This is a genomic window from Salinibacterium amurskyense, assembly GCF_002797685.1.
GTDB classification, from domain to species: domain Bacteria; phylum Actinomycetota; class Actinomycetes; order Actinomycetales; family Microbacteriaceae; genus Rhodoglobus; species Rhodoglobus amurskyensis.
The window spans coordinates 994,554-1,020,780 of record NZ_PGFH01000001.1 but is presented as its reverse complement, the minus strand read 5'-3'; the positions used below and the strand labels follow the sequence as shown (position 1 = coordinate 1,020,780).

General features: G+C 61.8%; 25 protein-coding genes. 10 read left to right on the top strand and 15 right to left on the bottom strand.

The window, feature by feature from the left end:
• Positions 1 to 11: 11 nt before the first annotated feature.
• The 5 genes from CLV85_RS04845 to CLV85_RS04825 are packed head-to-tail and all read right to left on the bottom strand — an operon-like array spanning position 12 to position 5,458.
• The gene (locus tag CLV85_RS04845; protein ID WP_100388447.1) at positions 12 to 1,532 is read right to left on the bottom strand and encodes a DUF2142 domain-containing protein; all 1,521 of its coding nucleotides are present in this window, start codon (positions 1,530 to 1,532) and stop codon (positions 12 to 14) included.
• A 47-nt stretch (positions 1,533 to 1,579) separates the two neighbouring features.
• Positions 1,580 to 2,935: a glycosyltransferase gene (locus tag CLV85_RS04840; RefSeq protein ID WP_100388446.1), complete on the bottom strand. Its 1,356-nt coding sequence runs from the start codon at positions 2,933 to 2,935 to the stop codon at positions 1,580 to 1,582.
• Positions 2,932 to 3,801, bottom strand: coding sequence for a glucose-1-phosphate thymidylyltransferase RfbA (gene rfbA, locus CLV85_RS04835; protein ID WP_100388445.1), 870 nt, complete (start codon positions 3,799 to 3,801; stop codon positions 2,932 to 2,934). Before rfbA ends, CLV85_RS04840 begins: the two co-directional genes overlap by 4 nt.
• Positions 3,801 to 4,412 (bottom strand): dTDP-4-dehydrorhamnose 3,5-epimerase family protein, encoded by a 612-nt coding sequence (locus CLV85_RS04830; RefSeq protein ID WP_100388444.1) that lies wholly within the window; start codon positions 4,410 to 4,412, stop codon positions 3,801 to 3,803. Before CLV85_RS04830 ends, rfbA begins: the two co-directional genes overlap by 1 nt.
• Positions 4,413 to 4,465: 53 nt before the next feature.
• On the bottom strand, positions 4,466 to 5,458 hold the full coding sequence (locus CLV85_RS04825; protein ID WP_100388443.1) for a glycosyltransferase family 2 protein: 993 nt from the start codon (positions 5,456 to 5,458) through the stop codon (positions 4,466 to 4,468).
• Between the two features lie 66 nt (positions 5,459 to 5,524).
• Here CLV85_RS04825 and CLV85_RS04820 point away from each other — a divergent pair, with 66 nt between their 5' ends.
• The 5 genes from CLV85_RS04820 to CLV85_RS04800 are packed head-to-tail and all read left to right on the top strand — an operon-like array spanning position 5,525 to position 10,470.
• Positions 5,525 to 6,463: a glycosyltransferase family 2 protein gene (locus CLV85_RS04820; RefSeq protein ID WP_100388442.1), complete on the top strand. Its 939-nt coding sequence runs from the start codon at positions 5,525 to 5,527 to the stop codon at positions 6,461 to 6,463.
• A gap of 35 nt (positions 6,464 to 6,498) precedes the next feature.
• The gene (locus CLV85_RS04815) at positions 6,499 to 7,512 is read left to right on the top strand and encodes an NAD-dependent epimerase/dehydratase family protein (RefSeq protein WP_100388441.1); all 1,014 of its coding nucleotides are present in this window, start codon (positions 6,499 to 6,501) and stop codon (positions 7,510 to 7,512) included.
• The gene (gene rfbB / locus CLV85_RS04810) at positions 7,509 to 8,492 is read left to right on the top strand and encodes a dTDP-glucose 4,6-dehydratase (protein WP_100388440.1); all 984 of its coding nucleotides are present in this window, start codon (positions 7,509 to 7,511) and stop codon (positions 8,490 to 8,492) included. Before CLV85_RS04815 ends, rfbB begins: the two co-directional genes overlap by 4 nt.
• A complete protein-coding gene (gene rfbD / locus CLV85_RS04805) occupies positions 8,489 to 9,343 on the top strand; it encodes a dTDP-4-dehydrorhamnose reductase (protein WP_100388439.1) in 855 nt (284 codons plus the stop codon). The genes rfbB and rfbD overlap by 4 nt, the downstream gene beginning before the upstream one ends.
• Positions 9,340 to 10,470, top strand: a complete 1,131-nt coding sequence (locus tag CLV85_RS04800; RefSeq protein ID WP_100388438.1) for a glycosyltransferase family 4 protein — start codon at positions 9,340 to 9,342, stop codon at positions 10,468 to 10,470. The genes rfbD and CLV85_RS04800 overlap by 4 nt, the downstream gene beginning before the upstream one ends.
• Positions 10,471 to 10,518: 48 nt before the next feature.
• Here CLV85_RS04800 and CLV85_RS04795 read toward each other — a convergent pair whose 3' ends face one another.
• Genes CLV85_RS04795 through CLV85_RS04785 form a run of 3 tightly spaced genes read right to left on the bottom strand, consistent with a single transcriptional unit; the run spans position 10,519 to position 13,504 of the window.
• The gene (locus CLV85_RS04795) at positions 10,519 to 11,877 is read right to left on the bottom strand and encodes an LCP family protein (RefSeq protein WP_229820316.1); all 1,359 of its coding nucleotides are present in this window, start codon (positions 11,875 to 11,877) and stop codon (positions 10,519 to 10,521) included.
• Positions 11,874 to 12,377: a 5-(carboxyamino)imidazole ribonucleotide mutase gene (gene purE, locus CLV85_RS04790; protein ID WP_100388436.1), complete on the bottom strand. Its 504-nt coding sequence runs from the start codon at positions 12,375 to 12,377 to the stop codon at positions 11,874 to 11,876. The genes CLV85_RS04795 and purE overlap by 4 nt, the downstream gene beginning before the upstream one ends.
• An 8-nt stretch (positions 12,378 to 12,385) precedes the next feature.
• Positions 12,386 to 13,504, bottom strand: a complete 1,119-nt coding sequence (locus CLV85_RS04785; protein ID WP_100388435.1) for a 5-(carboxyamino)imidazole ribonucleotide synthase — start codon at positions 13,502 to 13,504, stop codon at positions 12,386 to 12,388.
• Positions 13,505 to 13,607: 103 nt separating this feature from the next.
• Here CLV85_RS04785 and CLV85_RS04780 point away from each other — a divergent pair, with 103 nt between their 5' ends.
• On the top strand, positions 13,608 to 14,225 hold the full coding sequence (locus tag CLV85_RS04780; protein WP_100388434.1) for a GtrA family protein: 618 nt from the start codon (positions 13,608 to 13,610) through the stop codon (positions 14,223 to 14,225).
• Here the strand turns inward: CLV85_RS04780 and CLV85_RS04775 are convergent.
• The 3 genes from CLV85_RS04775 to CLV85_RS04765 all read right to left on the bottom strand — a co-directional run bounded on the left by CLV85_RS04775 (position 14,124) and on the right by CLV85_RS04765 (position 16,840).
• A complete protein-coding gene (locus tag CLV85_RS04775; protein ID WP_100388433.1) occupies positions 14,124 to 15,425 on the bottom strand; it encodes a UDP-glucose dehydrogenase family protein in 1,302 nt (433 codons plus the stop codon). The two genes, CLV85_RS04780 and CLV85_RS04775, sit on opposite strands and share 102 nt — an antisense overlap.
• A gap of 95 nt (positions 15,426 to 15,520) precedes the next feature.
• On the bottom strand, positions 15,521 to 16,060 hold the full coding sequence (locus CLV85_RS04770) for a PH domain-containing protein (protein ID WP_100388432.1): 540 nt from the start codon (positions 16,058 to 16,060) through the stop codon (positions 15,521 to 15,523).
• 3 nt (positions 16,061 to 16,063) lie between these two features.
• Entirely contained in the window at positions 16,064 to 16,840 is a 777-nt protein-coding gene (locus CLV85_RS04765) for a biotin--[acetyl-CoA-carboxylase] ligase (RefSeq protein WP_100388431.1), read from the bottom strand.
• Between the two features lie 151 nt (positions 16,841 to 16,991).
• Here CLV85_RS04765 and CLV85_RS04760 point away from each other — a divergent pair, with 151 nt between their 5' ends.
• Together CLV85_RS04760 and CLV85_RS04755 are read left to right on the top strand one after the other, a co-directional pair.
• Positions 16,992 to 18,563: an acyl-CoA carboxylase subunit beta gene (locus tag CLV85_RS04760; protein ID WP_100389268.1), complete on the top strand. Its 1,572-nt coding sequence runs from the start codon at positions 16,992 to 16,994 to the stop codon at positions 18,561 to 18,563.
• Positions 18,560 to 18,796, top strand: a complete 237-nt coding sequence (locus CLV85_RS04755) for an acyl-CoA carboxylase epsilon subunit (protein ID WP_100388430.1) — start codon at positions 18,560 to 18,562, stop codon at positions 18,794 to 18,796. Before CLV85_RS04760 ends, CLV85_RS04755 begins: the two co-directional genes overlap by 4 nt.
• A gap of 466 nt (positions 18,797 to 19,262) precedes the next feature.
• On the opposite strand, the gene CLV85_RS04750 is transcribed toward CLV85_RS04755, so the two are convergent.
• The 4 genes from CLV85_RS04750 to CLV85_RS04735 all read right to left on the bottom strand — a co-directional run bounded on the left by CLV85_RS04750 (position 19,263) and on the right by CLV85_RS04735 (position 23,658).
• A complete protein-coding gene (locus tag CLV85_RS04750; RefSeq protein WP_189621835.1) occupies positions 19,263 to 20,312 on the bottom strand; it encodes a hypothetical protein in 1,050 nt (349 codons plus the stop codon).
• Positions 20,309 to 21,643 (bottom strand): sensor histidine kinase, encoded by a 1,335-nt coding sequence (locus tag CLV85_RS04745; RefSeq protein WP_205030319.1) that lies wholly within the window; start codon positions 21,641 to 21,643, stop codon positions 20,309 to 20,311. The genes CLV85_RS04750 and CLV85_RS04745 overlap by 4 nt, the downstream gene beginning before the upstream one ends.
• Positions 21,633 to 22,343, bottom strand: coding sequence for a response regulator transcription factor (locus CLV85_RS04740; RefSeq protein WP_100388429.1), 711 nt, complete (start codon positions 22,341 to 22,343; stop codon positions 21,633 to 21,635). The genes CLV85_RS04745 and CLV85_RS04740 overlap by 11 nt, the downstream gene beginning before the upstream one ends.
• 82 nt (positions 22,344 to 22,425) lie before the next feature.
• Complete coding sequence (locus CLV85_RS04735) at positions 22,426 to 23,658, bottom strand: class I SAM-dependent RNA methyltransferase (protein ID WP_100388428.1); 1,233 nt, start codon at positions 23,656 to 23,658, stop codon at positions 22,426 to 22,428.
• Positions 23,659 to 23,679: 21 nt separating this feature from the next.
• Here CLV85_RS04735 and CLV85_RS04730 point away from each other — a divergent pair, with 21 nt between their 5' ends.
• Positions 23,680 to 24,324 (top strand): Maf family protein, encoded by a 645-nt coding sequence (locus CLV85_RS04730; RefSeq protein WP_100388427.1) that lies wholly within the window; start codon positions 23,680 to 23,682, stop codon positions 24,322 to 24,324.
• Positions 24,325 to 24,402: 78 nt separating this feature from the next.
• Entirely contained in the window at positions 24,403 to 26,157 is a 1,755-nt protein-coding gene (locus CLV85_RS04725; protein WP_100388426.1) for an acetyl/propionyl/methylcrotonyl-CoA carboxylase subunit alpha, read from the top strand.
• Positions 26,158 to 26,227 lie beyond the last annotated feature (70 nt).

The following is a 26,227-nucleotide window of genomic DNA, read 5'->3' as shown; positions in this document are numbered from 1 at the left end:
TACAGGCTATCTCAGAGTGCGCGAGCAGTGGTGGGTTCAGGCGAGAGGTCTCGCTCCTCCACCTCTGCGGTGGCGCGATGCGCCGGGAGGAGAATCGCGAGCGCCGCTGCAAAGCACAGCGATCCCACGATCCACACGGCGTTGGGAGTGATGAGGAGGTTCCACCACCATTCTCGTCCTGCATCGAGGTCAGCGCTGAGTGCATCGATACCGGTCACGTAGCGGCGGGTATTGAGGTACAACGAAACGAATTGCGCTCCAGAAAGAGCAACCACAACGATCCACATCTGTGCTCGCGATAGGCGCACTCGTTGGGCGCCAGAGGTGAAAAAGAGCGCGCCGACAAAAACTACGACAAGCGGTAGCAAATAGCGAGGCTGGTAGTCGTCGCCCACATCTTTACCCGCAAGAACGAGCAAAGTAACCGGGATCATCGCGAGGGCTGCAGCGCCAACCACAAGAACGAAGCTCTTTCGCATTGAATTAGCGCGGGCCGCGACGAAGCCGACACCGATGACCGCAGCGAGAGAACTAACCCACACCACGGCGGGCATTGAGGTGTCTAGCCATCCGAGCCCCCATGACTGGCCATAAATGCCTGTCCAGATGGAAGGGACTTCCGTGAGATTCAGAGCGACGCGGCGCAGGATGACGCCAAAACTGAGCTGATCTTGCACACCGCTGGTCACCGCTTCGGACGACCGAGATGCCCGGAACAACAGCGCACAAATGATGAAACCCACGACAGGGAGAAAAGAAGACCACAAGAATCGTCGTGTCTTATTCATTGCGAGAAGCACTGCTGCAAAAACCGCGAGGCAGAAAAGAACAGTGGCATCGCTGCGTGAGCCGGACGCCATCACCGCACCAAGCAGGAACAGCGCGCCGAGCACAATCCGCTTGACCCCTGACGACTCGTAGAAACCGAGCAGCGCTAACCACCCATAGCCCACACCCATGAGCGCCCATGAACTCGGGTTATTAGACGAGAGCACAAAGAGTCCAAGAGGAACGGTGGTGAGCGCCCACTGCCAAACAAGAATCTGCCGACGGTTGGTTGGCAACGCCAAATAGAGCATCACGCCAATCCCGACGAACAGCGCGATGTTGACGACTCGCATCATGAATACAGAGACGTGCACATCAGGCCCGACGAACATGCTCATGGCGCCGTAGTAGACAACTGGATATCCACCGGCAAAATTTCCGCGGACAGTCTCGGTGGTCGGCCCCTCCGTGAAGTCAATGCTGTTCTGGCAGCCAGCACTCTTCTCGGGGTCATACGCGAAGCAAGCGGGCCTCGCGACAGCGGGCGGCACTAGTCGCGTGCCAGCGTCATCAGTCTCCGCGCAATACTGCGAATCTCCGGTTGCGCACCAGATGCTCGTCAGATGAAAATCGTCGTCGGGGCTTGCGCCGACCGGCGATGACAACGCCCATGCCGCGAGTGCGGCGAACACCAATAGCGGCGCAATGATCATCCCGAGACGACGGCCTGGGCGCGAGAACACGGAACGCAGACCAGTCAACATGGCACAAAGCTAACGCGTGAAAACCCGGAGTCTGCTGTGAACGGCAATTAGCGTCGCAATCGTGCGACAGCCTTGTCTACCGTCGCTGTGACGCCGGTGTGACGCAAGTGGTGCCACGCCATCCTCAGGTCGTGCCGCAGGCCGTAGGGCTTAGGCACCTTGCCCCCGAGTGCCACCCCACGACGACGCGTTTCAGCGTGGTCAGCGGCGTGCTGCGGATTCGCTACAAAGTTCACCAATGGCGCCAGAGTGCGCTTCCAGTAGAAGTCTTCACGAACGCGCGCGACGTTGCGCTTGCACTCGGCGATGAAGGCGTCGTCGTACAGCACCCGATCGAGGGCGGCGGCGAGAGCATCCGCGTCTTGGGCAGGCACCGTGAGGCCGAGACCCTCGGTTTCGATGAGGTCAGCAAAGCTGTCGCCCTCGGTAACCACCATGGGCAAACCCGCCCAGAGATAGTCGAGGATGCGCGTGCGGAACGAGAACGTTGTCTCGATATGCGACATGTGGGTGCTGACGCCGGCATCCGCTTCGGTCAGGTAGTTCTGGCGATCGGCGTAGTCGACCCACTCTTCGTTAAAGAAGACCGACGAGTCAAGGGCCCCGAGCTCGGTGGCGAGATCATGCGACTCGCGCACGATCCCCATCTGGTCAACGCCCGGATGCCGGGTGCCGAGAAAGTAGAGCTTGGCCGTGTCGCGGGTTTCAGCCAGCTTCGCAACCGCGCGGATCAGAGTCTTGGGGTCGAACCAGCTGTAGACGCCGCCGCCCCAGATCATGAGCTTGTCGTCGGCGTTGATGCCCGGCAAAACGCCCTTGAGGGTGTCGCGCTCGTGGGCGGGAGGGGTGCCTTCGAGCCCGAACGGCACCACGCTGAGAAGGCCCTCAAGATGCGGGTCGTTTTCGTAGGTCGTGGGGCTGAGGCGCCCGAGGGCGGCCATCTGGCCGAAGTAGAAGAGGCGCTGGCGTTCGGAAGCGCACATGAAGAAGTCGCCGAGTGCGAGTTGCTCGTTGAGCACCTCGGTTGCGGTCGTAACGCGAAGCTCCCACGTGGCACGCGCAAGTTCGCGGCCCTGCTCGAGCATTTCGAGGTGCATCGGGTCGTAAATGTCGACGACGGTGATCTTGTCTGTCGTGCGCAACACTTCGAACTGGCGCATGGCATGGCCTTGGAAGACCACGACGTCGCACCACTGTTCGAGTTTCGCGAAGGCGTCGTTCTCCCCCGGCGTGACGAGCGTGAGCTCGAAGGGAGCATCCACCGGCTGAAGCTTGGTCGTCGTCATGAGCGTGACCTCGTTGCCCGCTTCAGCGAGCGCGAGAGCCATGTTCCACGAGCGAATCGCGGGGCCGGCCATCCGGGGACCAATGGGGTCGCCCGTGATGATCAGTACGCGAGTCACTTGGTTGCCGCCAACAGTCCTTCGAGGTAGACGCCGTAGCCGCTCTTGACAAGAGGGGCGGCGAGGGCAGCGAGCTGGTCATCCGAAATCCAGCCAGCGCGCCAGGCAATCTCTTCGATGCAGCCAATCTTGTAACCCTGACGGTCTTCAATCACGCGCACGAACTCGGTGGCTTGAACCATCGACTCGAAGGTTCCGGTGTCGAGCCAGGCGGTACCGCGGTCGAGCACGTTGACCTGCAGCTGACCCCGGTTGAGGTAGTGCTCGTTGATGGTGGAGATTTCAAGTTCACCGCGAGCGCTCGGCGTGATCGACTTGGCGATCTCGATAACCGAGTTGTCGTAGAAGTAGAGGCCGGGAACGGCGTAGTTGCTCTTCGGCTCAAGGGGCTTCTCTTCAATCGACTGAGCGATGAAGTTCTCGTCGAACTCGACGACGCCGTAGGCCCGCGGGTTACGCACGTGGTACGCAAAGATCAGGGAACCGTCGATGTCGTTGTGCTGGCGCAGGTTCGAACCGAGCCCCATGCCGTGGAAGATGTTGTCGCCCAAAACGAGCGCGACCTTCTCGTCACCGATGAACTCTTCGCCAATGATGAACGCCTGAGCGAGGCCATCGGGCGAGGGCTGCACGGCGTACGTGAGCTCGATGCCGAGTTCGCTGCCATCACCCAAGAGGCGCTGGAACTGGGCTTGGTCATCCGGAGTCGTGATGATCAAAATTTCGCGGATGCCCGCACTCATCAACGTCGACAAGGGGTAGTAGACCATCGGCTTGTCGTAAATGGGCATGAGCTGCTTGGAGATGCCCTTGGTGATGGGCCAGAGGCGCGTTCCGCTGCCGCCGGCCAGAATAATTCCGCGCATTAGTTGCGTTCCTTTCGGTTCGCCTCGTAGTACTCCTTAACGGCAGCGTACGACGGCAGCGAGCCATCGGCGAGGCGTTCGGCAAGGGTGGGCGCAATCTTGTCTTTGGGCGAGAGAACGAGCTCGTCGAGCTCGGGCGGGAAGACCAAGCCAATTTCGGGGTCGAGCACATTGATGTCGTGCTCGGCGCCCGGCTTGTAGACATCGCTCACGAGGTAAGTGAGGGTGGCGTCGTCGGTGAGAGCAATGAACGCGTGGCCAAGCCCCTCCGCCACATAGACCGCGCGACGATCGACGGTGTCGAGAATGACCGAGTCCCACTGACCAAAGGTCGGCGAACCCTCGCGGATGTCGACCACGAAGTCGATGCCGCGGCCGTGCGTGACCGTGACGTATTTGCCCTGCCCGGGAGGGACATCCGCATAGTGGATGCCGCGAACGACGCCGCGCTTGGATACCGAAGTATTGGCCTGTCGAAGGTCGAGCGGGTGCCCTACTACCTCTTCGAGTTTGTCGAAGCGGTACCACTCCAAGAAAACGCCGCGTTCATCGGCGAATTGTTTGGGGGTGATTTCGTAGGAATCAGGCACCGAGAGTTCACGTATTTGCACACCAAGAATCCTACCCGGCGAGGCTTGGCGGACGGTTCAGGATGCACAGAGTGTTAGTCGACGGGTTGAAGAACGTCACGCACCGCGTCGAGCGGGCCGCGCGAGTAGCGGCCGTAGTGCCCCGCAGCGAAAGCACGTGTGACGGTCGGAATCCGTCGAAATCGGGCCTCGGGCAGCGCGTTGCGCATGCGCTCATGCTCAAGTTTGGCCAAAGCGCGGTTGACTTTCTCGTCGCTAACGCGAGCCCCGAGCCGCTGCAGGCGATCGACCAGCACCGTCATGTTCTTTTCCAGGCGGGCGTTGCGATCACGCCGGGGCTCCATCATGCGCCCGAATTTTCCGGCGAGCGACAGCTTGGTAGCGCCGATCTGGTTCGAACCGTGCTGGCGATAGTCGATCGTGGGCTGCTCGACAAAGTCTGTGGACGCCACTGCCGCTGCGATGACGCCGAGCCATTCGTCGTGCACCCACGACGGCGGAAAGGGAGCCGCAAACTCCACGAGGCTTCGACGGAACACAGTGCAGGCTCCTGTCACCAAGTTGCGTCGCAGCATCACCGAAAATGCGTCGCCGGCGTGGATGCTCGCCACTTCGCCCGCGCCAACGCCGAGGGCCCCCGACAGAGTGTGACCGAGCGGCGCACCCGCGCCATCGACGAGTCGCGCATCCGAGTGAATCAGCGAGACGGTCGGCTGCGCGGCAAACTGGGCAGCAAACAGCGCAAGCCGCCCCGGGTGCCAGACGTCATCCTGATCGCTCAGGGCAATGAGGTCGCCCGTGCACGCTCGGATCGCCTGTTCAAAGTTCTTGGTGACGCCGAGGGGTGGGGTGTTTTCGAAAACGGTCAGCTGCACCGAAGGATAGCGGGCCGCGACCGCGCGAACGCGGTCGATCGTGTCGTCGCGGGACGCGTCATCCGACACCACTAATTGTGTAGGGGCGGGCTGCTGTTCGAGGATGCTGAGCAGTTGCTCTTCGATGTACGCGGCACCATTGTGCGTACACAGAGCCACCGAGATTTCAGGGGTGGACGCGGGCTCGCTCATGGTTCCAGCTTAAGCTGCCCCGCCTGCGGTGGCGCGCACCGCCAAGCCAACTATCATTGGGGAGTTATGCCTACCGATCACACCCCAGGGGTCCTACCCCATGTTGCCGTTCTCTTGGCGACCCACAACGGCCGACGGTGGCTTCCCGAACAGCTTGATAGCGTGCTCGCTCAAGAGGGCGTTGAGGTTGAAGTTTTCGCACGTGACGATGCGTCAACCGACGGCACCGCAGAGTGGCTCGCCGAACAAGCAGCGGTCGAACCTCGACTGACCGTGATCGCGAGCGATGGAGCTTCCGGCAGCGCCGCCGCGAACTTTTACCGCTTGATCCAGCTGGCACCCGCCGATCGCGAGTACTACGCGTTTTGCGACCAAGACGACATCTGGGTACCCACAAAGCTGGCGTCGCACGTGAGCCTCAGCACGAAGCTCGCCGCCGATGGCGTCTCTTCTAACGTCACCTCGTTTACGGCCACCGGCGAGCGCAGCCTCGTCAAAAAAGACTTCCCACAGCGCCGGTTCGATTACTTGCTCGAAAGCCCCGGCCCCGGGTCGACCTTCCTCATGTCTAACCGCTTGGTGGCGCTCGCTCGCGAGTATCTCGATTCAGCAGCGGCCAATCCCCTGCCGCAGTACCACGACTGGTTGCTCTACGTCTTGGCGCGAGCTCATGGCTGGACCTGGCACATCGACGCCGTGCCCACTGTGGAGTACCGCCAGCACGACGCCAACGTCATGGGCGCGAACGTGGGCGCCCGTTCGGCGTTCTCCCGCCTCTCTCTCGTTCGTGAGCAATGGCATCGGGGTCAAGCACGACTCCTCGCCCGCGTGGCCCTGAGCGTGGCCGATGACGACCACCGCGCCGAACTTGAACGGATGCGCGAGCTCGTAGAGAAGAGAAACCTGCGTTCTCGCTTCGTACTCGCTGGCCGCGCGAAACAACTCAGGCGACGCCCAAGAGATCAGTGGATAATTGCGCTGTTGATTAGCACTGGTGTGTGGTGAACAAACAATCTGTCGCAAAGAGAGAAAGCAACGTTATGAAGATTCTCGTCGTCGGCGGTAGTGGCTTTATTGGCACTCGCCTGCTTGAAACCCTGAACGAGCAGGGGGACGAGTTCACCAACTTTGATCGTCATGTCTCGGCGCGTTTTCCCGAACAGTCGGTCACCGGCGATGTCCGTTCGGCCGAAGAACTTTCCGCAGCCGCTGTCGGCCACGACGCGATCATCAATCTCGCCGCCGAGCACCGCGACGACGTGACCCCCCTGAGCCTGTACACCGAGGTCAACGTGGGCGGAGCACACGCTGTCGTCGCGGCGGCCGAGGCCAACGGCATCCAACGCATTATCTTTACGAGCACCGTCGCGATCTACGGTCTCGACAAGAACAACGCCGCCGAAGACTCGGTGCCCGAGCCCTTCAACGAGTACGGCCGCACCAAGCTAGCCGCTGAAGGCGTCTTCAGCACGTGGGCGAACGCGGATGCCGCCCGCTCGCTCGCGATCGTTCGCCCCTCAGTCGTGTTCGGTGAGGGCAACCGCGGCAACGTCTACAACTTGGCCAAACAGGTTTCCTCTGGCCGCTTCATCATGGTCGGCAAGGGTGAGAACCGAAAGTCGATGGCCTATGTGGGCAACATCGTGGGGTACATCGCGAGCCGCCTCGAGGCTCCCACCGGCATTGAGATCCGCAACTTTGCGGACAAGCCCGATCTTTCGACCAAAGAGCTCATCGCCATTCTGCGCGACGAAATGAACGTGCACGCGGCGAGCGGCATCCGCCTTCCGCTGGCACTGGGGATAGTTGCGGGCTACGTTTTCGACGCTGCCGCTAAAATCACACGACGCACTTTCCCGATCAGTGCGGTTCGTATTCGCAAGTTTGCGGCCGACACCACGGTGAACACCGATCGACTTCGCGATTCTGGCTATACCGCCACGTTCAGCCTGCACGAAGCACTCAAGCGAACCCTCGCATCAGAGTTTCCCGCCACCGGCGCAGCGGCATCTGCCGCCGCTTCGACGCCCACAACCGACAGGAACCCCTCATGAAGATTCTCGTGACCGGCGGTGCCGGCTTTATTGGCTCCAACTTTGTTCGCCGCACGCTCGAAGACACCTACCCCGACCTGGCCGGTGCTGACGTTGTCGTGCTCGATGCGCTGACGTACTCGGGCAATCTGGAGAACTTGGCCCCCGTGGCCGACTCCCCGCGCTATACCTTCGTAGAGGGCGACATCCGCGATGCCGAGCTTCTCGACAGCCTTCTGGGTGATGTGGATGCCATTGTGCACTTCGCAGCGGAATCGCATGTCGACCGTTCGGTCCGCGACGCCAGCGCGTTTGTGGAAACTAACGTTCTCGGCACCCAGCGCTTGCTCGACGCCGCGCTGCGCGCCAAAACGCCTCGCTTCGTCCACGTCTCCACCGACGAGGTTTACGGTTCGATTGAAGAGGGCTCGTGGGATGAACAGCGCCCCCTCGAACCCAACTCGCCCTACTCGGCGTCGAAAGCGGGCAGCGACCTTCTTGCCCGCAGTTACTACCGCACCCACGGCATGAACGTGTCGATCACGCGCTGCTCCAACAACTACGGTCGCTACCACTTCCCTGAAAAGCTTATCCCGCTGTTTGTGACAAACCTCATCGACGGCAAGCATGTTCCGCTGTACGGCGAAGGCAACAACGTGCGCGACTGGCTGCACGTTGACGACCACTGCCGTGGCATCGCTCTCGTGCTCAGCGGCGGTCGCGCTGGCGAGATTTACAACATCGGTGGCGGCACCGAGCTCACCAACAAAGAGCTCACGCAACTGCTACTCGACCACACGGGCACCGACTGGTCGTTCGTTGATCGCGTCGAAGACCGTCTTGGTCACGACCTTCGCTACAGCGTCGACATTTCCAAGATCCAGTCAGAGCTGGGCTACGAACCGCAGGTTCCCTTCGAAGCAGGCCTCGCCGACGTGGTGCAGTGGTACCGCGACAACCGCCAGTGGTGGGAGCCCCTCAAGGACAAGGCTGCGCTGTGACCCGAATTGCAGTTGTTGGTGCCGGCGGAATGCTCGGCACCGACCTCATGCACGCGCTCAGCAGCCACGACGCTACCGGCTTCACGCGCGCTGAGCTTGACATCACCGATGGCGCAGCCGCGGTAGACGTACTTACTGGCTTCGACGTCATCATCAACGCCTCCGCCTACACGCGAGTGGATGACGCCGAAACGGACGAAGAGAACGCTCACCTCGTCAACGCCGTTGGCCCGCACAACCTCGCTCTCGCTGCGGCTCGGCACGAGTCACGACTTGTGCAGCTCTCGACCGATTACGTCTTCGACGGAACGGCCACAGCACCGTACGCCGAAGACGCGCCACGGCATCCGGTCTCCGCGTACGGCCGCACGAAAGCCGCCGGCGAAGTGTTGGCTCTCGAGCACAATCCCGGTCGCACCGCGATTGTGCGTACCGCCTGGTTGTACGGCAAAAACGGCGGCAACTTTCCCCGCACGATGCTGACGCTCGCGGCGAACCGCGACACTCTTGACGTTGTCAATGACCAGCGCGGGCAGCCGACGTGGACAGGCGACCTTGCCGCGCAACTGGTCGCACTCGTTGACGCTGGAACTCCCGCCGGAATCTTTCACGGCACCAACTCGGGCGAAGCGACCTGGTTCGATCTTGCCCAAGCAGTGTTCGTAGTGGCCGGTCTTGATCCTGATAGGGTCAAGCCGACCGACAGTACAGCTTTTCAGCGGCCTGCGCCGCGACCGAGCTACTCTGTTTTGGGTCACCATGCGTGGAGCGATGCGGGGATCGAGCCAATGCGTGAGTGGAAGCAAGCCCTTCAGGCCGCCTTTGAATCAGGAGCGTTGACAGCCGAATGACCACTCTCCGCGTCATTATCGATGAGATGCTTTCGCCTACCCCGGGCAGTATTGCTCGGTACTCCGAAGAGTTGACGCGAGAGCTCATCAATGCTGCTCCCACCAATTGTTATGTCGAGGCTTTCGTGTCGGCATCCACCGAGGCTGAATACGACCTCATCGCTGATCGACTTCCCAACCTCGCCAAACTCCACAAGAGTGCGCTGAGCCGCCGCGAACTGCGGGCATCATGGCAGCACGGCTTCACGAAGGTTCCCGGGCAAGGCATGCTTCACGCCACGAGCCTCATGGCGCCCCTGCGTCGCCACGATCGTCTCAACCGGGGTGAACAGATTGCCGTCACCGTGCACGATGTCGTCGCGTGGACGCGCCCCGAGTCGCTCGGTAGCCGTCAGGCAAGCTGGGCGCGAGCGATGCTCAAGCGCGCTGAGAAGTACGCGGATGCCATTGTCGTTCCCAGCCACACCGTCGCTCAGCAGCTGGAAGGTATCGCTAATTTCGGCGACCGTGTTCGTGTCATTAGCGGCGCAGCCAGTGCAAGCCTGCGCATCCCCGAGAACATCGACGAACGCGCCAACGAACTCGACCTGCCGCAGCGATTTTTGCTGGCTATCGGTGGCCTCGACCCGCATCGCGGAATCGACCACCTCATCCGGGCCCTGCGCGAACTCGATGACGACGTTGTATTGCTGTTGGTCGGTCCGGAGCCCGGCGATGCCGCGATTGCAGAGTTTCTTGACGCGGAGAACATCAGCGCAGATCGTGTGCGCTGCATGGGAACGATCACCAACGACGATTTGTCCGTCGTTTTCGATCACGCCTCAGCGTTCGTGTATCCCAACCTCGATGTGGGATTCGGGATGCCCGTGCTTGAAGCGCTCTCGTTCGGCATCCCGGTTGTTCACTCCGATGCTCCCGCGCTGCTCGAGCTTGCGGCGGACGCCGGAGTTGTCGTCGAGCGTGAACCCGGCGAAGGCTACTCCGAAGCACTCGCCGAAGGCATTAGCCGCGTGCTCAACGACGCCCCCTTCGCCGAGCGACTGTTCTACGCGGGCCAGGACCGTGCTCGCGCGTTCAGCTGGCGCATGTCGGCCGAAAAGGTCTGGCAGCTGCACGCCGACCTCTAAGGGGCCGTCAAGGCGCTTCGCGGCGCCAATCGAAACATCACTAAACAGCTATTCGCTACTGTCGTCCGCGACGCTGGATACCGTGACGCCAGCGACAAGCTCGCGGATGTACTCGAAGTCGGGGAACTCGGGATCGATATCGTTGGCGGGCACGAGTTCGAGCGATCCGATCGGCATCGTTCGCGTTTTGGATGCGAGATTCACGAAGTAGCCCAAGCTGCCCTGAGGCACGTCGGTAGTGACGACCTTGGAGCTCGCTGACGCGATCGCTTGGAACTTCGTGAGCACGTTCGCCGGAGTGAACTGTTCCACGACAGCCTGCTGCAGTTGGCGCTGGCGCTCCATGCGGTCGTAGTCGGTGGTGTCGTGCCGTGAGCGGGCGTACCAGAGCGCGTGGTAACCATCCATGACCTGTACACCAGCGGGGATCCACTCGGCAACGATCGTGAATTCGGCATCCGCGTGGATCGGTACTGCCTCTTCGACGTTGATAGTGACGCCGCCGAGCGAGTCGATCAAATCGCTAAAGCCCTGCATATCGATGAGGGCGTAGTACTGGATGCCGAGCCCGGTGATGCCTTCAACGGCGTCACGCATGGCCTCGATGCCGGGAGTGCTGCCGTTCGCTACAGCATCTGGGTACAGCTCGGGGGTGTTGAGCTCAACCTCGGTGTAGATGGAGTTGAGCAGGCATACGTCTACATCGCAGCCGTACGCGCCGTAACCATCGGGATACTTATCGGCGAGCGGGGAACCGGCCACAAAGGGCGTGAGTTCCATATTGCGGGGAAGGCCGATCAGAACGGCCTCTCCGGTTTCGGCATCGATACTGGCCAGCGTGATGCTGTCGGGTCGCAGTCCGTCGCGATCCGCGCCAGCGTCGCCTCCGAGCAAGAGAATGTTGTAGCGCCCATCGATGGGCTCTTTCGTGGGGGCCGCGATGAAGACGTCGCTCAAGAAAGAGTTGGCGGTCGTCGCGACGTATGCTCCGTAGCCCGCGGTACCGGCTACGACGACGAGCACGATGGCGCTGAAGGCGGCCACCACTGCCCGGCCGCTGGGGGTGGCGCGACCAAGCCCGGAGATGCTCCAGGCGTTGAGGGTGAGCACGATCCAGAGCACGGCGTAGAACGCCAGCCCTAGGGCGATCGCCCACAGACCGATCGTGCTGCTGCCGATCGTCAGCAGCACCGCTGGCGCTGCAACGGAGAGCACTAGGGCAATCACTACGAGAACCACGAAGATGAAGCTCGCGACGACGCCGAAGCGGCCCAGCTTGCGATTGCCCGCAAGCAGCTGAGCAGACCCAGGAATCAGAATGTTGAGCCCGAGCAACCACCACGCGCGCTTCGTCATGGTCGCCGCTGAGCGATCCGCGGGCTGACGAAGGGAGCTTGTTGCGCTCACAGGCTCGCGTTCAGAGCGGCGTTTTTGTCATCCACCATCGCTTCGAGGCTTGCCGCATAGTCGGCAAGCTTCTGAGTGAGCTCGGGATCGCCCGAACCGAGGATGCGAGCAGCGAGGATTCCCGCGTTGCGTGCTCCCCCGATAGAAACGGTAGCGACCGGGATGCCGGCGGGCATCTGCACGATCGACAGCAGGGAATCCATGCCATCGAGACGCGAGAGCGGAACGGGAACGCCAATCACAGGAAGAGTGGTGACCGAGGCGAGCATGCCCGGCAAGTGAGCGGCGCCACCGGCACCAGCAATGATGACGCGGATGCCGCGGCCAGCTGCTTCCTTGCCGAACGCGATCATTTTCTCGGCACTGCGGTGCGCAGAAACCACGCTGACCTCGTGCTCGATCCCGAAGTCTTTGAGCGCCGCCGAAGCGTCGACCATGACCTTCCAGTCGGAGTCTGATCCCATTACGACAGCTACTTGCGGTTGAGTCACGGAACCCATGCTAGGTCTCAATCCTTCAGAATTGCTGCTGCGGCACGCGCCCGGTACATCACGTCGTCGAGGTCATCACCGCTGACATTCACGTGCCCTACCTTGCGGCCGGGGCGCGGAGCTTTACCGTACTCGTGGAACTTTGCTGCCGGCTGGCTAGCGAGCGCGAGGGGGTAACGCTCGGCGATCGTGCCCGAAGCCGGGCCGCCAAGAACGTTGATCATGACCGTCCACGGCGAGCGCGCAGCGGTAGCGCCGAGAGGCAAGTCGAGCACAGCACGCAAGTGTTGCTCGAACTGGCTCGTGACCGCGCCATCCATCGTCCAGTGTCCGCTGTTGTGCGGGCGCATGGCCAGTTCGTTGATGAGCAGAGTGCCGTCGGTCGTTTCGAACAGTTCGACGGCTAGCACGCCCGTAACACCGAGCTTCTCTGCGACGGTGCTCGCGATATCCGCTGCAGCCTGAGCGAGCGGTGCCGGCAGGCTGGGGGCCGGGGCAATGACTTCGGCACACACACCGTCTTGTTGAATCGACTCGACGAGCGGCCAGAGCGCGATTTCGCCGCTTGGGCGCCGCGCGGCCAATTGTGCGAGTTCGCGCGTAAAGGAGACGAGTTCTTCGGCGAGCAAGGGGTCGCCGGCCTCAAACCAGTCCGCGACATCGGATGCCGCGGTAACGATGCGAACGCCCTTACCGTCATAGCCGCCCCGCGGTGTCTTGACGATCACGCGGCCGCCGTTATCGGCAATGAACGCATCAAGCTCGGCAGCGGTCGAGACGCTCGCCCAGACCGGAACGGGCAAGCCGAGCCGCGTGAGCTCCTGGCGCATCAGAATCTTGTCTTGAGCAACCGCGAGCGGAGCGGGGCCCGGATGCACCGAAACGTCGGCCTCCACGAGAGCCGCCAGCACGTGCTGAGGCACGTGCTCGTGGTCGAAAGTAATGACATCAACGTCGCGAGCGAACTCGAGAACGGTGGCAACATTCGTGTAATCGCCGACCGCGGTTGCCGCCAAGGAGGCAGACATTCCCTCGGTCTCGGCGAGCACTCGCAGCTCAAAACCGAGCTCGATTGCGCGCGGGATCATCATTCTGGCCAGCTGGCCTCCGCCAATTACCCCGATGATCGGTCGCATCCGTCACTCCTGCACTATCTAAGATGATGCCCAGTTTCGGGCTTAGGTTCGCGGGCTAGACTTCCAACCGCCCTGCCCCATTCTTGTCTACTGGAGAGATCACATGCGAAAGCTGCTCGGCCAGTTTCTACGTTTCGGCGTAGTAGGGCTCGGTGGGCTTGTGATCGACGTCGCAGTATTCAACCTGTTGCGGCTCACAATTCTCTCACCTGATGTGCTTCACGAAGGCCCGGTCATCGCCAAGGTGATCTCGACCACGCTTGCGATCGGTGCCAACTGGATCGGCAATCGTCGCTGGACTTTCGCTACCACCGGTCGCACCGGTGCCACGCGCGAGGGCGTCGAGTTTGCGATCGTCAGCGTCGCCGGAATGGGCATCGGCCTCCTGTGCTTGTGGGTCTCCCACTACGTTCTTGGCTTCACTTCGCTGCTCGCCGACAACATCGCGACCAACGTCGTTGGCCTCGGGCTCGGCGCGATCTTTCGCTTTGCCCTCTACCGCTGGTGGGTCTTTAGCCCCAGTCGTAGCGTTCTGGCTGCCGAACAGGCCGCAGCGCAGTCAGCACGGGCCGCGAGTCACGCCGCCCAGGGAGCAGTGGATGCCGCAGCCGACGCCGCGCTAGGGACGACCGAGCGCGCGGTACGTCCAGCCGGCCTCACGCCATTGCACCGGGTCCAGGCAGTTTCGCCCATCGAGGATCGCGCGCACCGAAACGATTGACTCCAGCTCGGCCGGGTCGATGGCGCGGTATTCGCGCCATTCGGTGAGCACGAGAACGACGTCGGCGTCTTTCGCTGCTTCGGCAACGGTCTCGACGTAATCGAGACCGGGGCGAACCCGACGCGACGTTTCGATCGCGTGAGGGTCGGTGGCACGAACAATGCCGCCCAGCTCTGATAGTCGCGCGGCGACATCGAGCGCTGGCGAGTCACGCACGTCATCCGATTCGGGCTTGAAGGCCAGACCGAGAACGGCAATCTTTGCGCCCTCGATGGTTCCGCCGAGAACCTCGCGACACAGATCAACCATGCGCTCGCGACGACGGAGGTTGATCGCGTCGACCTCGCCCAAGAAGCTGAGAGCCTCGCCAGCACCGAGCTCTGAAGCGCGTGCCATGAAAGCACGGATGTCCTTCGGGAGGCATCCGCCACCGAAACCGAGGCCCGCATTCAAGAAACGACGACCGATGCGCTGATCGTGACCGATGGCATCCGCCAACTGGGTCACATCGGCACCGACGACCTCAGCGACTTCGGCCATAGCGTTGATGAAAGAAATCTTGGTGGCGAGGAACGCATTGGCCGCAACCTTCACGAGCTCTGCGGTCGCAAAGTCAGTGATGATGCGCGGGGTCTCTTGCGCCAAAATTGAGCTGTACACGTCGTCAAGGATGGCCGAGGCGCTGTCGTCACCCGGGCGAACGCCGTAGACGAGGCGATCGGGCGAGATCGTGTCTTGCACAGCGAATCCCTCGCGAAGGAACTCGGGGTTCCACGCCAGGCTTGCGCCAGTCGCTTCGATGATCTCGGCGAGGCGCTGCGCCGTGCCCACGGGAACCGTGGACTTGCCCACAACGAGGTGGCCGGGGCCGATGAAGGGAAGCAGTGCCTCAAAAGCGGCATCGACGAAACGCAAATCGGCGGCATTGGAGTCCGCTTGCTGAGGCGTGCCGACGGCGATGAAGTGAACGGTCGCGCCGCTCGCCTGCGAGATGTCCGCCGAGAAGCGAAGCGATCCGTTATCGACAGTCTCGCTCAATAGCTCCGGCAAGCCGGGCTCATAGAAGGGGGCGTGACCCTGAGAGAGTGCCTCAACCTTCGCGGCATCGACGTCGATTCCCACAACGTCATGCCCAAGCTTTGCCATTGATGCTGCATGAACAGCACCCAAATATCCACAACCGATTACTGAGATCTTCACGCGTGGCAGCCTATCTGATGAAGGCTGACGGAAAGTAGCGTGCCGAGATGAATGTCCCGTGGATGCCCAGCCTGGCCAGGCAACGAAGTCAGCGCTTAGCGGGTTCCCCACACGGTGGTCTCGTCAGACGGATGCGATTCATCGCGTTGGCGACGCATCGAGACCACGTTTTGGTTGTTCTCCATGAGGTCGTGCAGTGCCGCTTGAGTGAGTGCCACAGAGGGGATGTCGCGCAGCACAACCGGGTGATCGTGGCCCGCATTGATCAGAAGATCACCGCTGCCGAACATCCGCTGAACCCACGACTGGCGAACCGTGACGTCGTAGCCGCGGCTATGCAGGAGTTCTTGACGCACGCGCACGAAGACTCCGCTAGAGAGCACCACACGGCGCGTGGTGATCGTGTAGTTTCGCGCTAACCAGGCAAAGAAGGGCAAGAACCAGGCGACGACGATAAGCAACAGTCCTGCGGTGAGCAGGGCGAGGTTCTGCCAGCTCTCGGCGAAACTGCCGAAGAAGTAGCCGAGGGCACCGGCTGTCGCAATAAATACGATGCCGGGAAAGATCAGTGCCCGGGCGTGGGAGCGCACGCGAGCAACAATGGCTTCGCGCTGAACGCTCATCTCATGGGGCATAGATCATTCATACCGCAGGTGAGTGACGTCGCCTGCCGCGACGTGCTGCAACTGACCGTTCGCATCGTCCTTAACGACGAGTTGCCCCTGATCGTCGACAGTCTCGGCCGTGCCAAAAATTCGATCGCCGCCAGGCAGCTCAACCCTCACGCGGCGACCAATGGTTCCGCACTCGGCGCGCACCGCGGCAGCGATACCGCTGCGCACCGGGTCGAGGCCGCCGGCGACGAATTGTTCTACAAGAGCGAGCAGTTCTTTCAGGTAGCGGCTCACGGCATCATCGAAGTCGGGCTGAGCTCCCTCCAACAACAACGAGGTCGATACGGATGTCGGCAGTTCGTCACGCTCAATCGTGAGGTTCAGCCCTGCACCCACAATCACCCCGGTGCCGCCCGCTACGAGCTCTGAAAGCAGCCCTGACACTTTCAATCCCTCGATCTGAACATCATTGGGCCACTTGAGGGTGACCACGCGATCGTTCACGAGAGTTCGCACGGCGCGGGCCATCGCTAAGCCACCAATCAGCGGCATCCACGACAGAGCTTCGATTGAGGCGTCGTCCGGCGCAACCAGCACCGACACCGCGAAAGTTTTGCCCGCAGGCGCTACCCATTCGCGCCCGAGCCGCCCGCGCCCCGCCGTCTGGTTGGCGGTGACGAGAGTAGACAAGTGCTGGGCTTCGCCTCGCGCTGCACGGGCAAGCAGCTCGTGATTAGTCGAGCCGACCTCCTCGAGGTGCTCAAGTAGTGGTGCAACGGCAGTACTCAGTGGCAAGTCCATCGCTTTAGCGTAGGGCCGCACGCAGGGTGGCAACGTGCTTTTGGTCTTTCCTCAATGAATCGGCCGTGAAACTTGTGGGTTCCGCCAACCACACAAGCACGGGATGGGTGGGTAAAGTGACACAGTGACCGAAGACAACTCGACTCCAGACATGTTCACGACCGCCGGCCGGATCGCCGATCTCAAGAACCGCTATCACGAAGCCGTGACCGCCAGCGGTGACGCGGCCATTGAAAAGCAGCACGCCAAGGGCAAGATGACCGCCCGCGAGCGCATTGAGCAGTTGCTCGACCACGGCTCGTTCGTGGAGCTCGACGAGTTCGTTCGTCACCGCACCCACGCCTTCGGCATGGAAAAGAAGCGCCCTTACGGTGACGCTGTTGTTACCGGTGTCGGCACCATCCACGGTCGCCAGGTTGCTGTCTACGCGCAGGACTTCACCATCTTCGGTGGTTCGCTCGGTGAGGTCGCCGGCGAGAAGATCATCAAGGTCATGGATCACGCCATGAAGACGGGCGTTCCGATCATCGGAATGCTCGACTCCGGTGGAGCCCGCATTCAGGAGGGCGTTGTTGCTCTCGGCAAGTACGGCGAGATCTTCCGTCGCAACACTCAAGCGTCGGGCGTTATCCCCCAGATCTCCATCATTATGGGCCCGGCTGCCGGTGGCGCCGTCTACTCCCCCGCGCTCACCGACTTCGTGATCATGGTCGACAAGACCAGCCAGATGTTCGTGACCGGCCCCGACGTCATCAAGACCGTTACCGGCGAAGACGTCGGCATGGAAGAGCTCGGTGGCGCTCTCACCCACAACAAGGTGTCGGGCGTTGCCCACTACCTCGCCAGCGATGAAGAGGATGCTCTCGACTACGCCCGCACCCTCGTCGGTTTCTTGCCCGACAACAACCTCTCGGATGCCCCCATCTACGAGAGTGAAGTTGAGTTGGAAATCACGGATGAGGATCGCAAGCTCAACACGATCATTCCCGACAGCCCCAACCAGCCCTATGACGTGAAGACGATCATCGAGCACATCGTCGACAACGGCGACTTCCTTGAAACCCAGCCTCTCTTCGCCCCCAACATCGTGGTCGGCTTCGGCCGCGTTGAAGGTCGCTCGGTGGGCATCATCGCCAACCAGCCTCAGGCCATGGCCGGAACCCTCAACATCGAGGCCGGCGAGAAGGCCGCCCGCTTCGTTCGTTTCTGCGATTCGTTCAGCATCCCCATCCTCACTCTCGTCGACGTTCCCGGCTACCTGCCCGGCACCGACCAGGAGTGGACCGGCGTTATTCGCCGTGGCGCCAAGCTGCTCTACGCCTACGCTGAAGCGACCGTGCCGCTGGTGACTGTCATCACGCGCAAGGCCTACGGCGGGGCTTACATCGTCATGGGATCCAAGCAGCTGGGTGCTGACCTCAACTACGCGTGGCCGACCGCGGAGATCGCCGTCATGGGTGGCCAGGGCGCCGTCAACATCCTGTACCGCGGTGAGATCAAAGCCGCCGAGGCCGCTGGTGAGGATGTCGCTGCCGTGCGCACGCGACTCGCCAACGAATACACCTACAACGTTGCCAGCCCGTTCCTCGCCGCGGAGCGTGGCGAGCTCGACGGCGTTATCGAACCCGCTGCCACTCGCGTGCAGGTCGTCAAGGCCCTGCGTGCACTGCGCACGAAGCGCGCGAGCATGCCGCCCAAGAAGCACGGAAACATTCCGCTGTGACCGGCAAACATGCTTCCGAGGAGCCGGCCGACATTCGGATCGTCTCACGCAACGTCACGCCTGAAGAAACGGCGGCCGTTACGGCTGTCGTGCGCGCCGCTCTACTGGAATCGGCAGAGCTTGCTGGTGCGGATGAAGTGGCTCCGGTCTCGGCATGGGCTCGCAGTCAGCGCCCAATTCGTGAACCGCTCACCCCGGGCCCCGGGGCATGGAACGCGAGCGCTCGACGCTAAAACGGAACTTTTGCCCCGTGCATTGCGTAAAACCTGTGGTTTCGTAGTCGTACCCCAATTACGAGCAACGGAATTCGTCGAAAACCGCAAAAACCCACGGAACTCCACGGCTAAAGGCAAAAATTGTCCCCCGAGAGTCCCCCAAAGAACCGACTTTGTTAGTTGTTTGCGTAGTGCAGAATATTAAGTGCTAGGTGGATCTCCATAGGAGTTACACCGCCAAAGGTTGGCCGACTAGGGTAAGCGGGCCAATTCTTTGGGGGCGGATCAGGACGATATTCGGGTTATCGTCCTGATCCGGGTTCTAGCGAAGGGTCGGAGAAGTGCTTCTTATAGCCACTCCGGCCCTTCCGCCGTTAACGCGCCCTACGCTGCAGAACGCGCCTTTCCTGTCGCCAATGAACCCGTGCTCGTTTATAGGCGCGTGCAGAGCCCTTACAGGCGCGCGCAGAGCCGGTGAGCTGCTTTAGACGCTGACGGCATCCACTCGAGGGATCTCAAGCCAGATATCAACGACATCCTCTTCAAGTGAGTCTTGGCCGAGCGCGCTCGATTCGCCGTCGCCCGCGCTATGCAAGCCCACGACGGTGATCGCGACATCCGAGCCCTCAGGCACCGTCCGAGCGATCACCTTGTCTGCGCTGGTCGACTGGATCGCCTGAGCAAGGCGGTTAAGCACTCGGTCGAGGTCCTCGTCAGAGAGGTCATCGATACCGCCTTCATCGAGAAGAGTGACGGTTGCGCCGCGGCGTCGCGCGATCATGACCTGATCACGGACCGCGTCATTGAGGAGCTTGCGTCCGCGAATCTCGTCGCGGATAGCGCCTTCGAGGTTGAGACACTCGCGTCGTTCGGCATCCGAGAGGTCACCCTCTGTTTCACGAATGCGTTCGAGCATCTCGAGCGCCATCGAGCTGGTCTGGTCGAGTCGGAACTGACGTTCGTGAACGTGCGCATCTTGAGCAGCTTGCCAGTCGGTCGCTTCTTGCTCCGCCAAGATAAAGCGCTGTGCGTCTTTGGATGCCTTCGCCAAGCCGCTGCTCAGCACGTGCGAAACGGCGACCCAGGATGCGCTGCCGACGATTCCGAGGCTGAACAACCCTGCCGGTCCCACCGGGCCCAGACTGAACGTATGCGCGACAAGGAATCCGATGCCGAGCCACGCGAAGGTATGACGCCCCCGCGTCGACGTGATCGTGAGCAGGGTGCCGCTGGCCGCGACGTACCACGTGGCGTAGCCCGTTCCTCCTTCGCGGGTGAAGTCGAGCTCGTTAGCGACAAGCAGCGAGATAGCCACAACCGTGGCGAAGTTGAAGGTCGCCATCCACACAGGCATACGAACGGGGCCCCAGGGCAACAAACTGACGATCGTCGCGATGCCATAGAGCGCCATCGCGATGTAGATCGGTCCAGGTCGGTTCGGGATATCGATCGTGTAGTTCGCTAAGACGATGTGATACGCCGAGAAGAGCGCGGCCATGCCCACGATTAGATAGCGGGGAACTCCGATGTTCACTGTTCACCCTCCGCTTCATCCGTAACGGTGGCAGCGCCTACATCGTCGCCGTCGACGAGTTCAGGATCCGTCGCAGCAGGGTCGATCAACGTGGAGATTTCATCGCTCAAGTTGTTATGCGGCCACTGAATACAAATTTGGGTGCCCGCGCCCGGCACGGACGCGATAGCCGTGCGTCCGCCCGCGTTGGCGACGCGTTCCACGATTGACACGCGCACTCCCAGTCGCTCTTGTGGAACGTGATCCAGATCAAAGCCCGTGCCGGTGTCGGTAATCAGCACCTCGATGCCGTTGCCTTCGAGCCCGCGCACTTCAACACTGCGCTCGACGTCAAGACCTCCCGCGTGCTGAAGGCTGTTCATCATCGCCTGCACGGCAGCGGAGTGCACGGCTTCGGCAGCGGCCGCCGGCAGCGAACGCGCGCCAACGCTGCGCACAGCACACGTGAAGTTAGAGGCGAGCAATTCAGCCGACGTGACAACCCGCTGGGCCAGATCGGTCGCTTGGATGGTGGAAATGTCATCCGGCGACGTTGCGGCAGCTTCGCGCAAGTGACCGATCGCGTTCCCGGCCATGACGGCAGCAAGGCGTTGCGCATCCGGTGAATACGCGCGCGCAGCCGAGATGAAGGTCGTCAGCACACTGTCGTGAACAATCGAGTCGACTTGCACGCGCTCGACCTCGGTCGCGTGCTGGCGTACGGCATTGCCGTAACGACGCAGTGCTGTGGCCTGCGCGTCATCCACGTTCGTTGCTGCTTGGCGCAGCATTGTCACGATGATCATGATGGCGCTGCCCAGAATCAGAGCGTAGAAAGCTTCGAGCACAGCGAGCTGCCACGGCGCATCGCCGCCAACCGGCAGGCTCCGCACCACGAGATAGACCAGCGGTGCGGCGAAGAGATAAATCGTCGCAATGACACGACTGAAGGCGATGGCCGCCATCGCCGTCGCGACCGTGATGAGGTAGTTCAGCCAGTGGATGCCGCTGAACACTTCGACATCAGGAAGAACCGTGAACGGCCAGCTCACGAGCGCCATGAAGCAGACGACCGCGAAGGTTCCGTGCATGGCTCGGACAGCACGGTTGGCGAACGACGCCACAACAACCACGATCAGCAGCCCGAAGAGGGCTGGCACGAACGTCAGCAGCCACCACGGCTGCGCCTCACCAGTTTGGCCAAGCAGCCACGGCAGAGTCTGAGCACCGAAAACGAGACCAATTACCGCGACAGAGCGCGAAATAACCCGCTCAACCTGTTTGCGGCTGATCGGATTTCGCGGCTGCTTTGCCGTGGGCGCCGGTCGCGCCGTCGTGAGGCTAGTGGCCATCGCCGCCTTCAGAATCCAAGCCAGGGAGGATTCCGTCTTCAACGGCGCGACGCAACAGGTCAACCTTGGTGGGAGCGGGACGCCCCACCTCGACGTACTTCACGCGAATACGGTCAAGGTATTCGCGTGCGGTCGAGTAGCCGATACCCAGCTGCTGAGCAGCCAGCTTAAGCGGCAGCCCCGAAGCGTAGAGGTGCAAGATTTCGCGTTCCCGGCGGCCCAGCTGAGCCTTGGAGAAGTCGCGGTCGGCGTCGATTGCCGTTGCCCACTCCAGATTGTTGAGTACCTCTCCGCGCGCGACCGTTGCGGCAGCGGCCAGCACGGTCTTCGTCGCGGACGACTTAGGAATAACCCCCGCGGCACCCGCGGCAAGGGCCTCTCGTACGCTAGCAACGCGGTCGGCGATGCTGTGGACGAGCACGGCAGATCCCGTAGCTTGCACGTTCTTCACGTTGTCGGTGACGGTCGAACCGTCACCGAGCGAAAGGTCGAGAACAACAACGTCGACTTCGCGGCCGTTGAGGCCTTCGACGAGTTCTTTGACTGTGGCCGCGGCGAGCACGAAGTCGTAACCCTCATCGATGAAGGCGGCCTTGAGGCCTAGCCGCACCGATTCGTGATCGTCTACGACTGCAACGGTGATGTTCCGCTGAGCGCTCTCATTGGGCGTCTCGGTCCCGGATGATTCTGTCTGGGCCATGTGGCGTCCTCCTGAGTTTCTGTGCCCTATCGTAGCCGCGATAGAGCGCGATCATGCATGTTGGCTAGTCCAACACACGTGCTCACTTTCGCGTGAACGTTCCCACAGCTTCGACGTGATGAGTGTGCGGGAAGAGATCGAAAGCGCGCACGCTCGAGAGCTCATACCCGCGCTCAGCGAAGAAGGCAACATCGCGCGCGAACGCCACCGGATCGCACGCAACGTAAACTACCTGGGCCGGATGCGCCCGAGAAACGAGATCAACTACCTCACGGCCAGCGCCCGAACGCGGCGGGTCGAGAATGATGGTGGCCTTATCAAGACGCGCCCGCTCGGTGGCGGTCGCTTCTTTCAAGTGCTGACGGAGCCAGTGGTCGACACGACCGGTCTCGGCATGAGCACCGAGCCACTCCGACAGGTTCTGCGCGGCGTGGTCCGTAGCGGCCGACTCGGCTTCGACCGAGGTGATCTTGGTCGCGGGGCCAAACTTGTCGCCCACTGCCGCAGCGAAGAGGCCAACGCCACCATAGAGATCCAAGTTGGATGCCGCGGGGTCAAACAGTTCGGGATCAATAGCGTCTTGCACTGCCGAGGTCAGCACTTGGGCGGCGCCATGGTGAACCTGCCAGAACCCGGAATCGAGCAGCGTGAACTCACGCTCCCCTACCGTTTCGGTGATGACCTGAGGCTTCTGCTTACCGATGATCAGGCGCACGCCCCCCGTGCTGGGGTTGAGAACGTCAACGCGGTCAAAACCAGTGAAGTTTTGATCGAGCGGTGCGCCAGCCGAAAGTTCAGGGGTGGCGAGCGGCAGGTCGGCAACCGGGATGACTCGGTGCGATCGGGCCGCGAACGGACCCACGTTTCCGTGTTCGTCAACGTGCAGGCTGACGCGGGTGCGCCATCCGAGTCCCTTGCGTTCGTCGTCGCCGGGAACGGCTTCGACGACCGGTGCGAGCGTGACCTTGGCCATGCGCTCGAGAGACTCGCTGAGGATTTGAGTTTTGAGTTCGCGTTGGTGGCTGAGCTCAATGTGGCCGAATTCGGCTCCCCCGGCACGGTTGTCGGGGTCGCGATCAACGCTCGCGGCCGACCAGACGTGCTCTTGGCGGTGTTCACTCGGCGTCACAACTTTTACTGTCTCCGCACGCCAGAACGACTTCTTTTTGTCGTCGGTAATGCGCGCGAGCACCCGTTCTCCCGGGATCGCGTCGGAGACGAACACGACACGGCCGTCGTGCCGCGCCACACTGACACCCCCGTGCGCAATGTTGGTAACGTCTACTTCGATCATCTGGCCAAGCAATTCACCCATCCCTTGAGCATAGGAGCCTTTGTGCGCCTTTATCTTGCTTCGACCTCTCCCGCGCGCCTCGCAACGCTGCGTGCGGCCGGCGTCGACCCCGTACTTTTGGCTTCTGGCGTTGACGAAGACGCTGTTGCTGCCGCAGCGCCCGGCCCCCTCGATGGCCCCGCCCTTGTTGACTTGTTGGCCCGAGCCAAGGCCGAAGCCGTTGTGGGCGCATTGGTGAATGGCGCCCCCATTGACGGTTTCATTCTCGGCGGCGATTCCGCTTTTGAATTAGATGGCGAATTATTTGGAAAACCGCATGAACCAGAAATTGCGCGGCAGCGGTGGCACGCGCAGCGCGGTCGCACGGGCGTGTTGCACTCCGGCCACTGGCTCATCGACCACCGCGGGGGCAAGGTTCGTGGCGCCACCGGTGCTGTCTCAAGTGCCAGTGTGAGCTTCGCCGCCAATATTTCGGATGCCGAAATCGACGCCTATGTCGCCACCGGTGAGCCGCTGAAGGTCGCCGGTTCCTTCACGATTGATAGCCTCGGCGCTGCGTTCATCGAGAGCATCCAAGGCGACCCGCACGCTGTAGTGGGCCTCTCGGTCTCGTTGGTGCGCCAACTCATGCGCGAGTTCGACGCCGAGTGGACCGATCTCTGGAACATCGATCGCCCGTCTCTGTAGGCATTCACAGTGCTTGTCTTAGATTTTTGTGCGCTTCCGCCCAAGGCTTCGGCCATCATCCCCATAAGCTAGGTCACTATGGCTCGTATTACGAAGGTACTCATCGCCAACCGCGGAGAGATCGCCGTTCGCGTTATCCGCGCGGCTAAAGACAGTGGCATCGGTTCAGTGGCGGTTTATGCCGACCAGGATCGGGATGCTCGGCACGTGAAGCTCGCCGATGAGGCATATGCCCTCGAGGGCTCCACGAGCGCTGAGACGTATCTCGTGATCGACAAGATTCTGTCGATCGCTCGCCGCTCCGGCGCTGACGCCATTCACCCGGGCTACGGCTTCCTCGCCGAGAACGCCGACTTCGCTCGTGCCGTGATCGAGGCTGGCATCATCTGGATTGGCCCGTCTCCCGAAGCGATTGAAAAGCTGGGCGACAAGGTTTCGGCTCGCCACATCGCCGAGAAGGTGGGCGCACCGCTCGCCCCCGGAACCCTTAACCCCGTCTCGGGCGCGGAGGAAGTTCTCGACTTCGTTGATCTTCACGGTCTCCCCGTCGCCATCAAGGCAGCATTCGGCGGCGGCGGACGCGGCCTCAAGGTTGCGCGCACTCGCGAAGAAATTCCTGAGCTGTTCGACTCCGCTACCCGCGAGGCTGTTGCCGCCTTCGGCCGCGGCGAGTGCTTCGTGGAGAAGTACCTCGACCAGCCTCGTCACGTCGAAACCCAGTGCCTCGCGGATGCTCACGGCAATGTTGTCGTGATTTCCACCCGCGACTGCTCGCTGCAGCGTCGCCACCAGAAGCTTGTTGAAGAAGCACCGGCCCCGTTCCTCAGCGATGAGCAGAACAAGGCTCTGTACGAGTCCTCCAAGGCCATCCTGCGCGAAGTGGGCTACCTCGGCGCTGGCACCTGTGAGTTCCTCGTAGCCAAGGACGGCACGATTTCGTTCCTCGAAGTGAACACTCGCCTCCAGGTCGAGCACCCGGTCTCTGAAGAAGTGACGGGCATCGACCTCGTTCGCGAACAGTTCCGCATCGCGGAAGGTGGAGTGCTCGACTACGACGACCCCACCCCGCGCGGCCACTCCTTTGAGTTCCGCATCAACGGTGAAGACGCCGGCCTGAACTTCATGCCCTCTCCCGGTCCCGTGCACGTTCTGCGCGTCCCCGGTGGCCCCGGCATCCGTGTCGACAGTGGTGTCACGACGGGCGACGAGATCAGCGGCGCCTTCGACTCGCTGCTCGCCAAGCTCATCGTTACCGGTTCCAGCCGCGAGGATGCTCTTGAGCGTTCGCGCCGCGCCCTCGACGAGTTCGAGGTTGCTGGTCTCCCCACCGTGCTCCCGTTCCACCGCAAGATCGTGCGCGATCCTGCTTTCACGAGCAACCCCTTCAGCGTGTACACGCGCTGGATCGAAACCGAGTTCGAGAACGACATCGAGCCCTGGACCGGATCTCTCGCCGATGAGACTCCCGTTGTCGCTCGCCACAACGTGGTCGTCGAGGTCAACGGCAAGCGCGTCGAAGTGAATCTGCCCTCCAAGCTCGTACCGAGCACGTCGACCGGCGCAACGCTCTCGGCCGCTCCTAAGCGTCGGGCAGCATCCAGCGTCAACACGATCACCGGCGACTCGGTCAAGGCACCGATGCAAGCGACGATCGTGAAGGTTGCAGTTGCCGAGGGCGACAAGGTCGTCAAGGGCGACCTCATCCTCGTTCTCGAAGCGATGAAGATGGAACAGCCGCTCGTCGCGCACAAGGACGGCGTCGTTGCATCGATCAACGCATCGGTCGGCCTGACGGTCTCGTCTGGCCACCTGCTCATGAACATCGCTGACTAGGGCGCGCAGCTCCACGCCCTGACAGCATAAGAAAGGCCGCACATTCCGTCTCGCGACGGGCTGTGCGGCC

Coding starts and splice junctions, on each gene's coding strand:
- CLV85_RS04785 (WP_100388435.1), bottom strand. CDS start 13,504: ATGCGACCGATCATCGGGGTAATTGGCGGAGGCCAGCTGGCCAGAATG.
- CLV85_RS04745 (WP_205030319.1), bottom strand. CDS start 21,643: ATGGCCACTAGCCTCACGACGGCGCGACCGGCGCCCACGGCAAAGCAG.
- CLV85_RS04735 (WP_100388428.1), bottom strand. CDS start 23,658: ATGGGTGAATTGCTTGGCCAGATGATCGAAGTAGACGTTACCAACATT.
- CLV85_RS04765 (WP_100388431.1), bottom strand. CDS start 16,840: ATGGACTTGCCACTGAGTACTGCCGTTGCACCACTACTTGAGCACCTC.
- CLV85_RS04740 (WP_100388429.1), bottom strand. CDS start 22,343: ATGGCCCAGACAGAATCATCCGGGACCGAGACGCCCAATGAGAGCGCT.
- CLV85_RS04825 (WP_100388443.1), bottom strand. CDS start 5,458: ATGAGCGAGCCCGCGTCCACCCCTGAAATCTCGGTGGCTCTGTGTACG.
- CLV85_RS04760 (WP_100389268.1), top strand. CDS start 16,992: ATGTTCACGACCGCCGGCCGGATCGCCGATCTCAAGAACCGCTATCAC.
- CLV85_RS04725 (WP_100388426.1), top strand. CDS start 24,403: ATGGCTCGTATTACGAAGGTACTCATCGCCAACCGCGGAGAGATCGCC.
- purE (WP_100388436.1), bottom strand. CDS start 12,377: ATGGGTTCCGTGACTCAACCGCAAGTAGCTGTCGTAATGGGATCAGAC.
- rfbB (WP_100388440.1), top strand. CDS start 7,509: ATGAAGATTCTCGTGACCGGCGGTGCCGGCTTTATTGGCTCCAACTTT.
- CLV85_RS04800 (WP_100388438.1), top strand. CDS start 9,340: ATGACCACTCTCCGCGTCATTATCGATGAGATGCTTTCGCCTACCCCG.
- rfbA (WP_100388445.1), bottom strand. CDS start 3,801: ATGCGCGGAATTATTCTGGCCGGCGGCAGCGGAACGCGCCTCTGGCCC.
- CLV85_RS04815 (WP_100388441.1), top strand. CDS start 6,499: ATGAAGATTCTCGTCGTCGGCGGTAGTGGCTTTATTGGCACTCGCCTG.
- CLV85_RS04845 (WP_100388447.1), bottom strand. CDS start 1,532: ATGTTGACTGGTCTGCGTTCCGTGTTCTCGCGCCCAGGCCGTCGTCTC.
- CLV85_RS04770 (WP_100388432.1), bottom strand. CDS start 16,060: ATGCCCCATGAGATGAGCGTTCAGCGCGAAGCCATTGTTGCTCGCGTG.
- CLV85_RS04780 (WP_100388434.1), top strand. CDS start 13,608: ATGCGAAAGCTGCTCGGCCAGTTTCTACGTTTCGGCGTAGTAGGGCTC.
- CLV85_RS04820 (WP_100388442.1), top strand. CDS start 5,525: ATGCCTACCGATCACACCCCAGGGGTCCTACCCCATGTTGCCGTTCTC.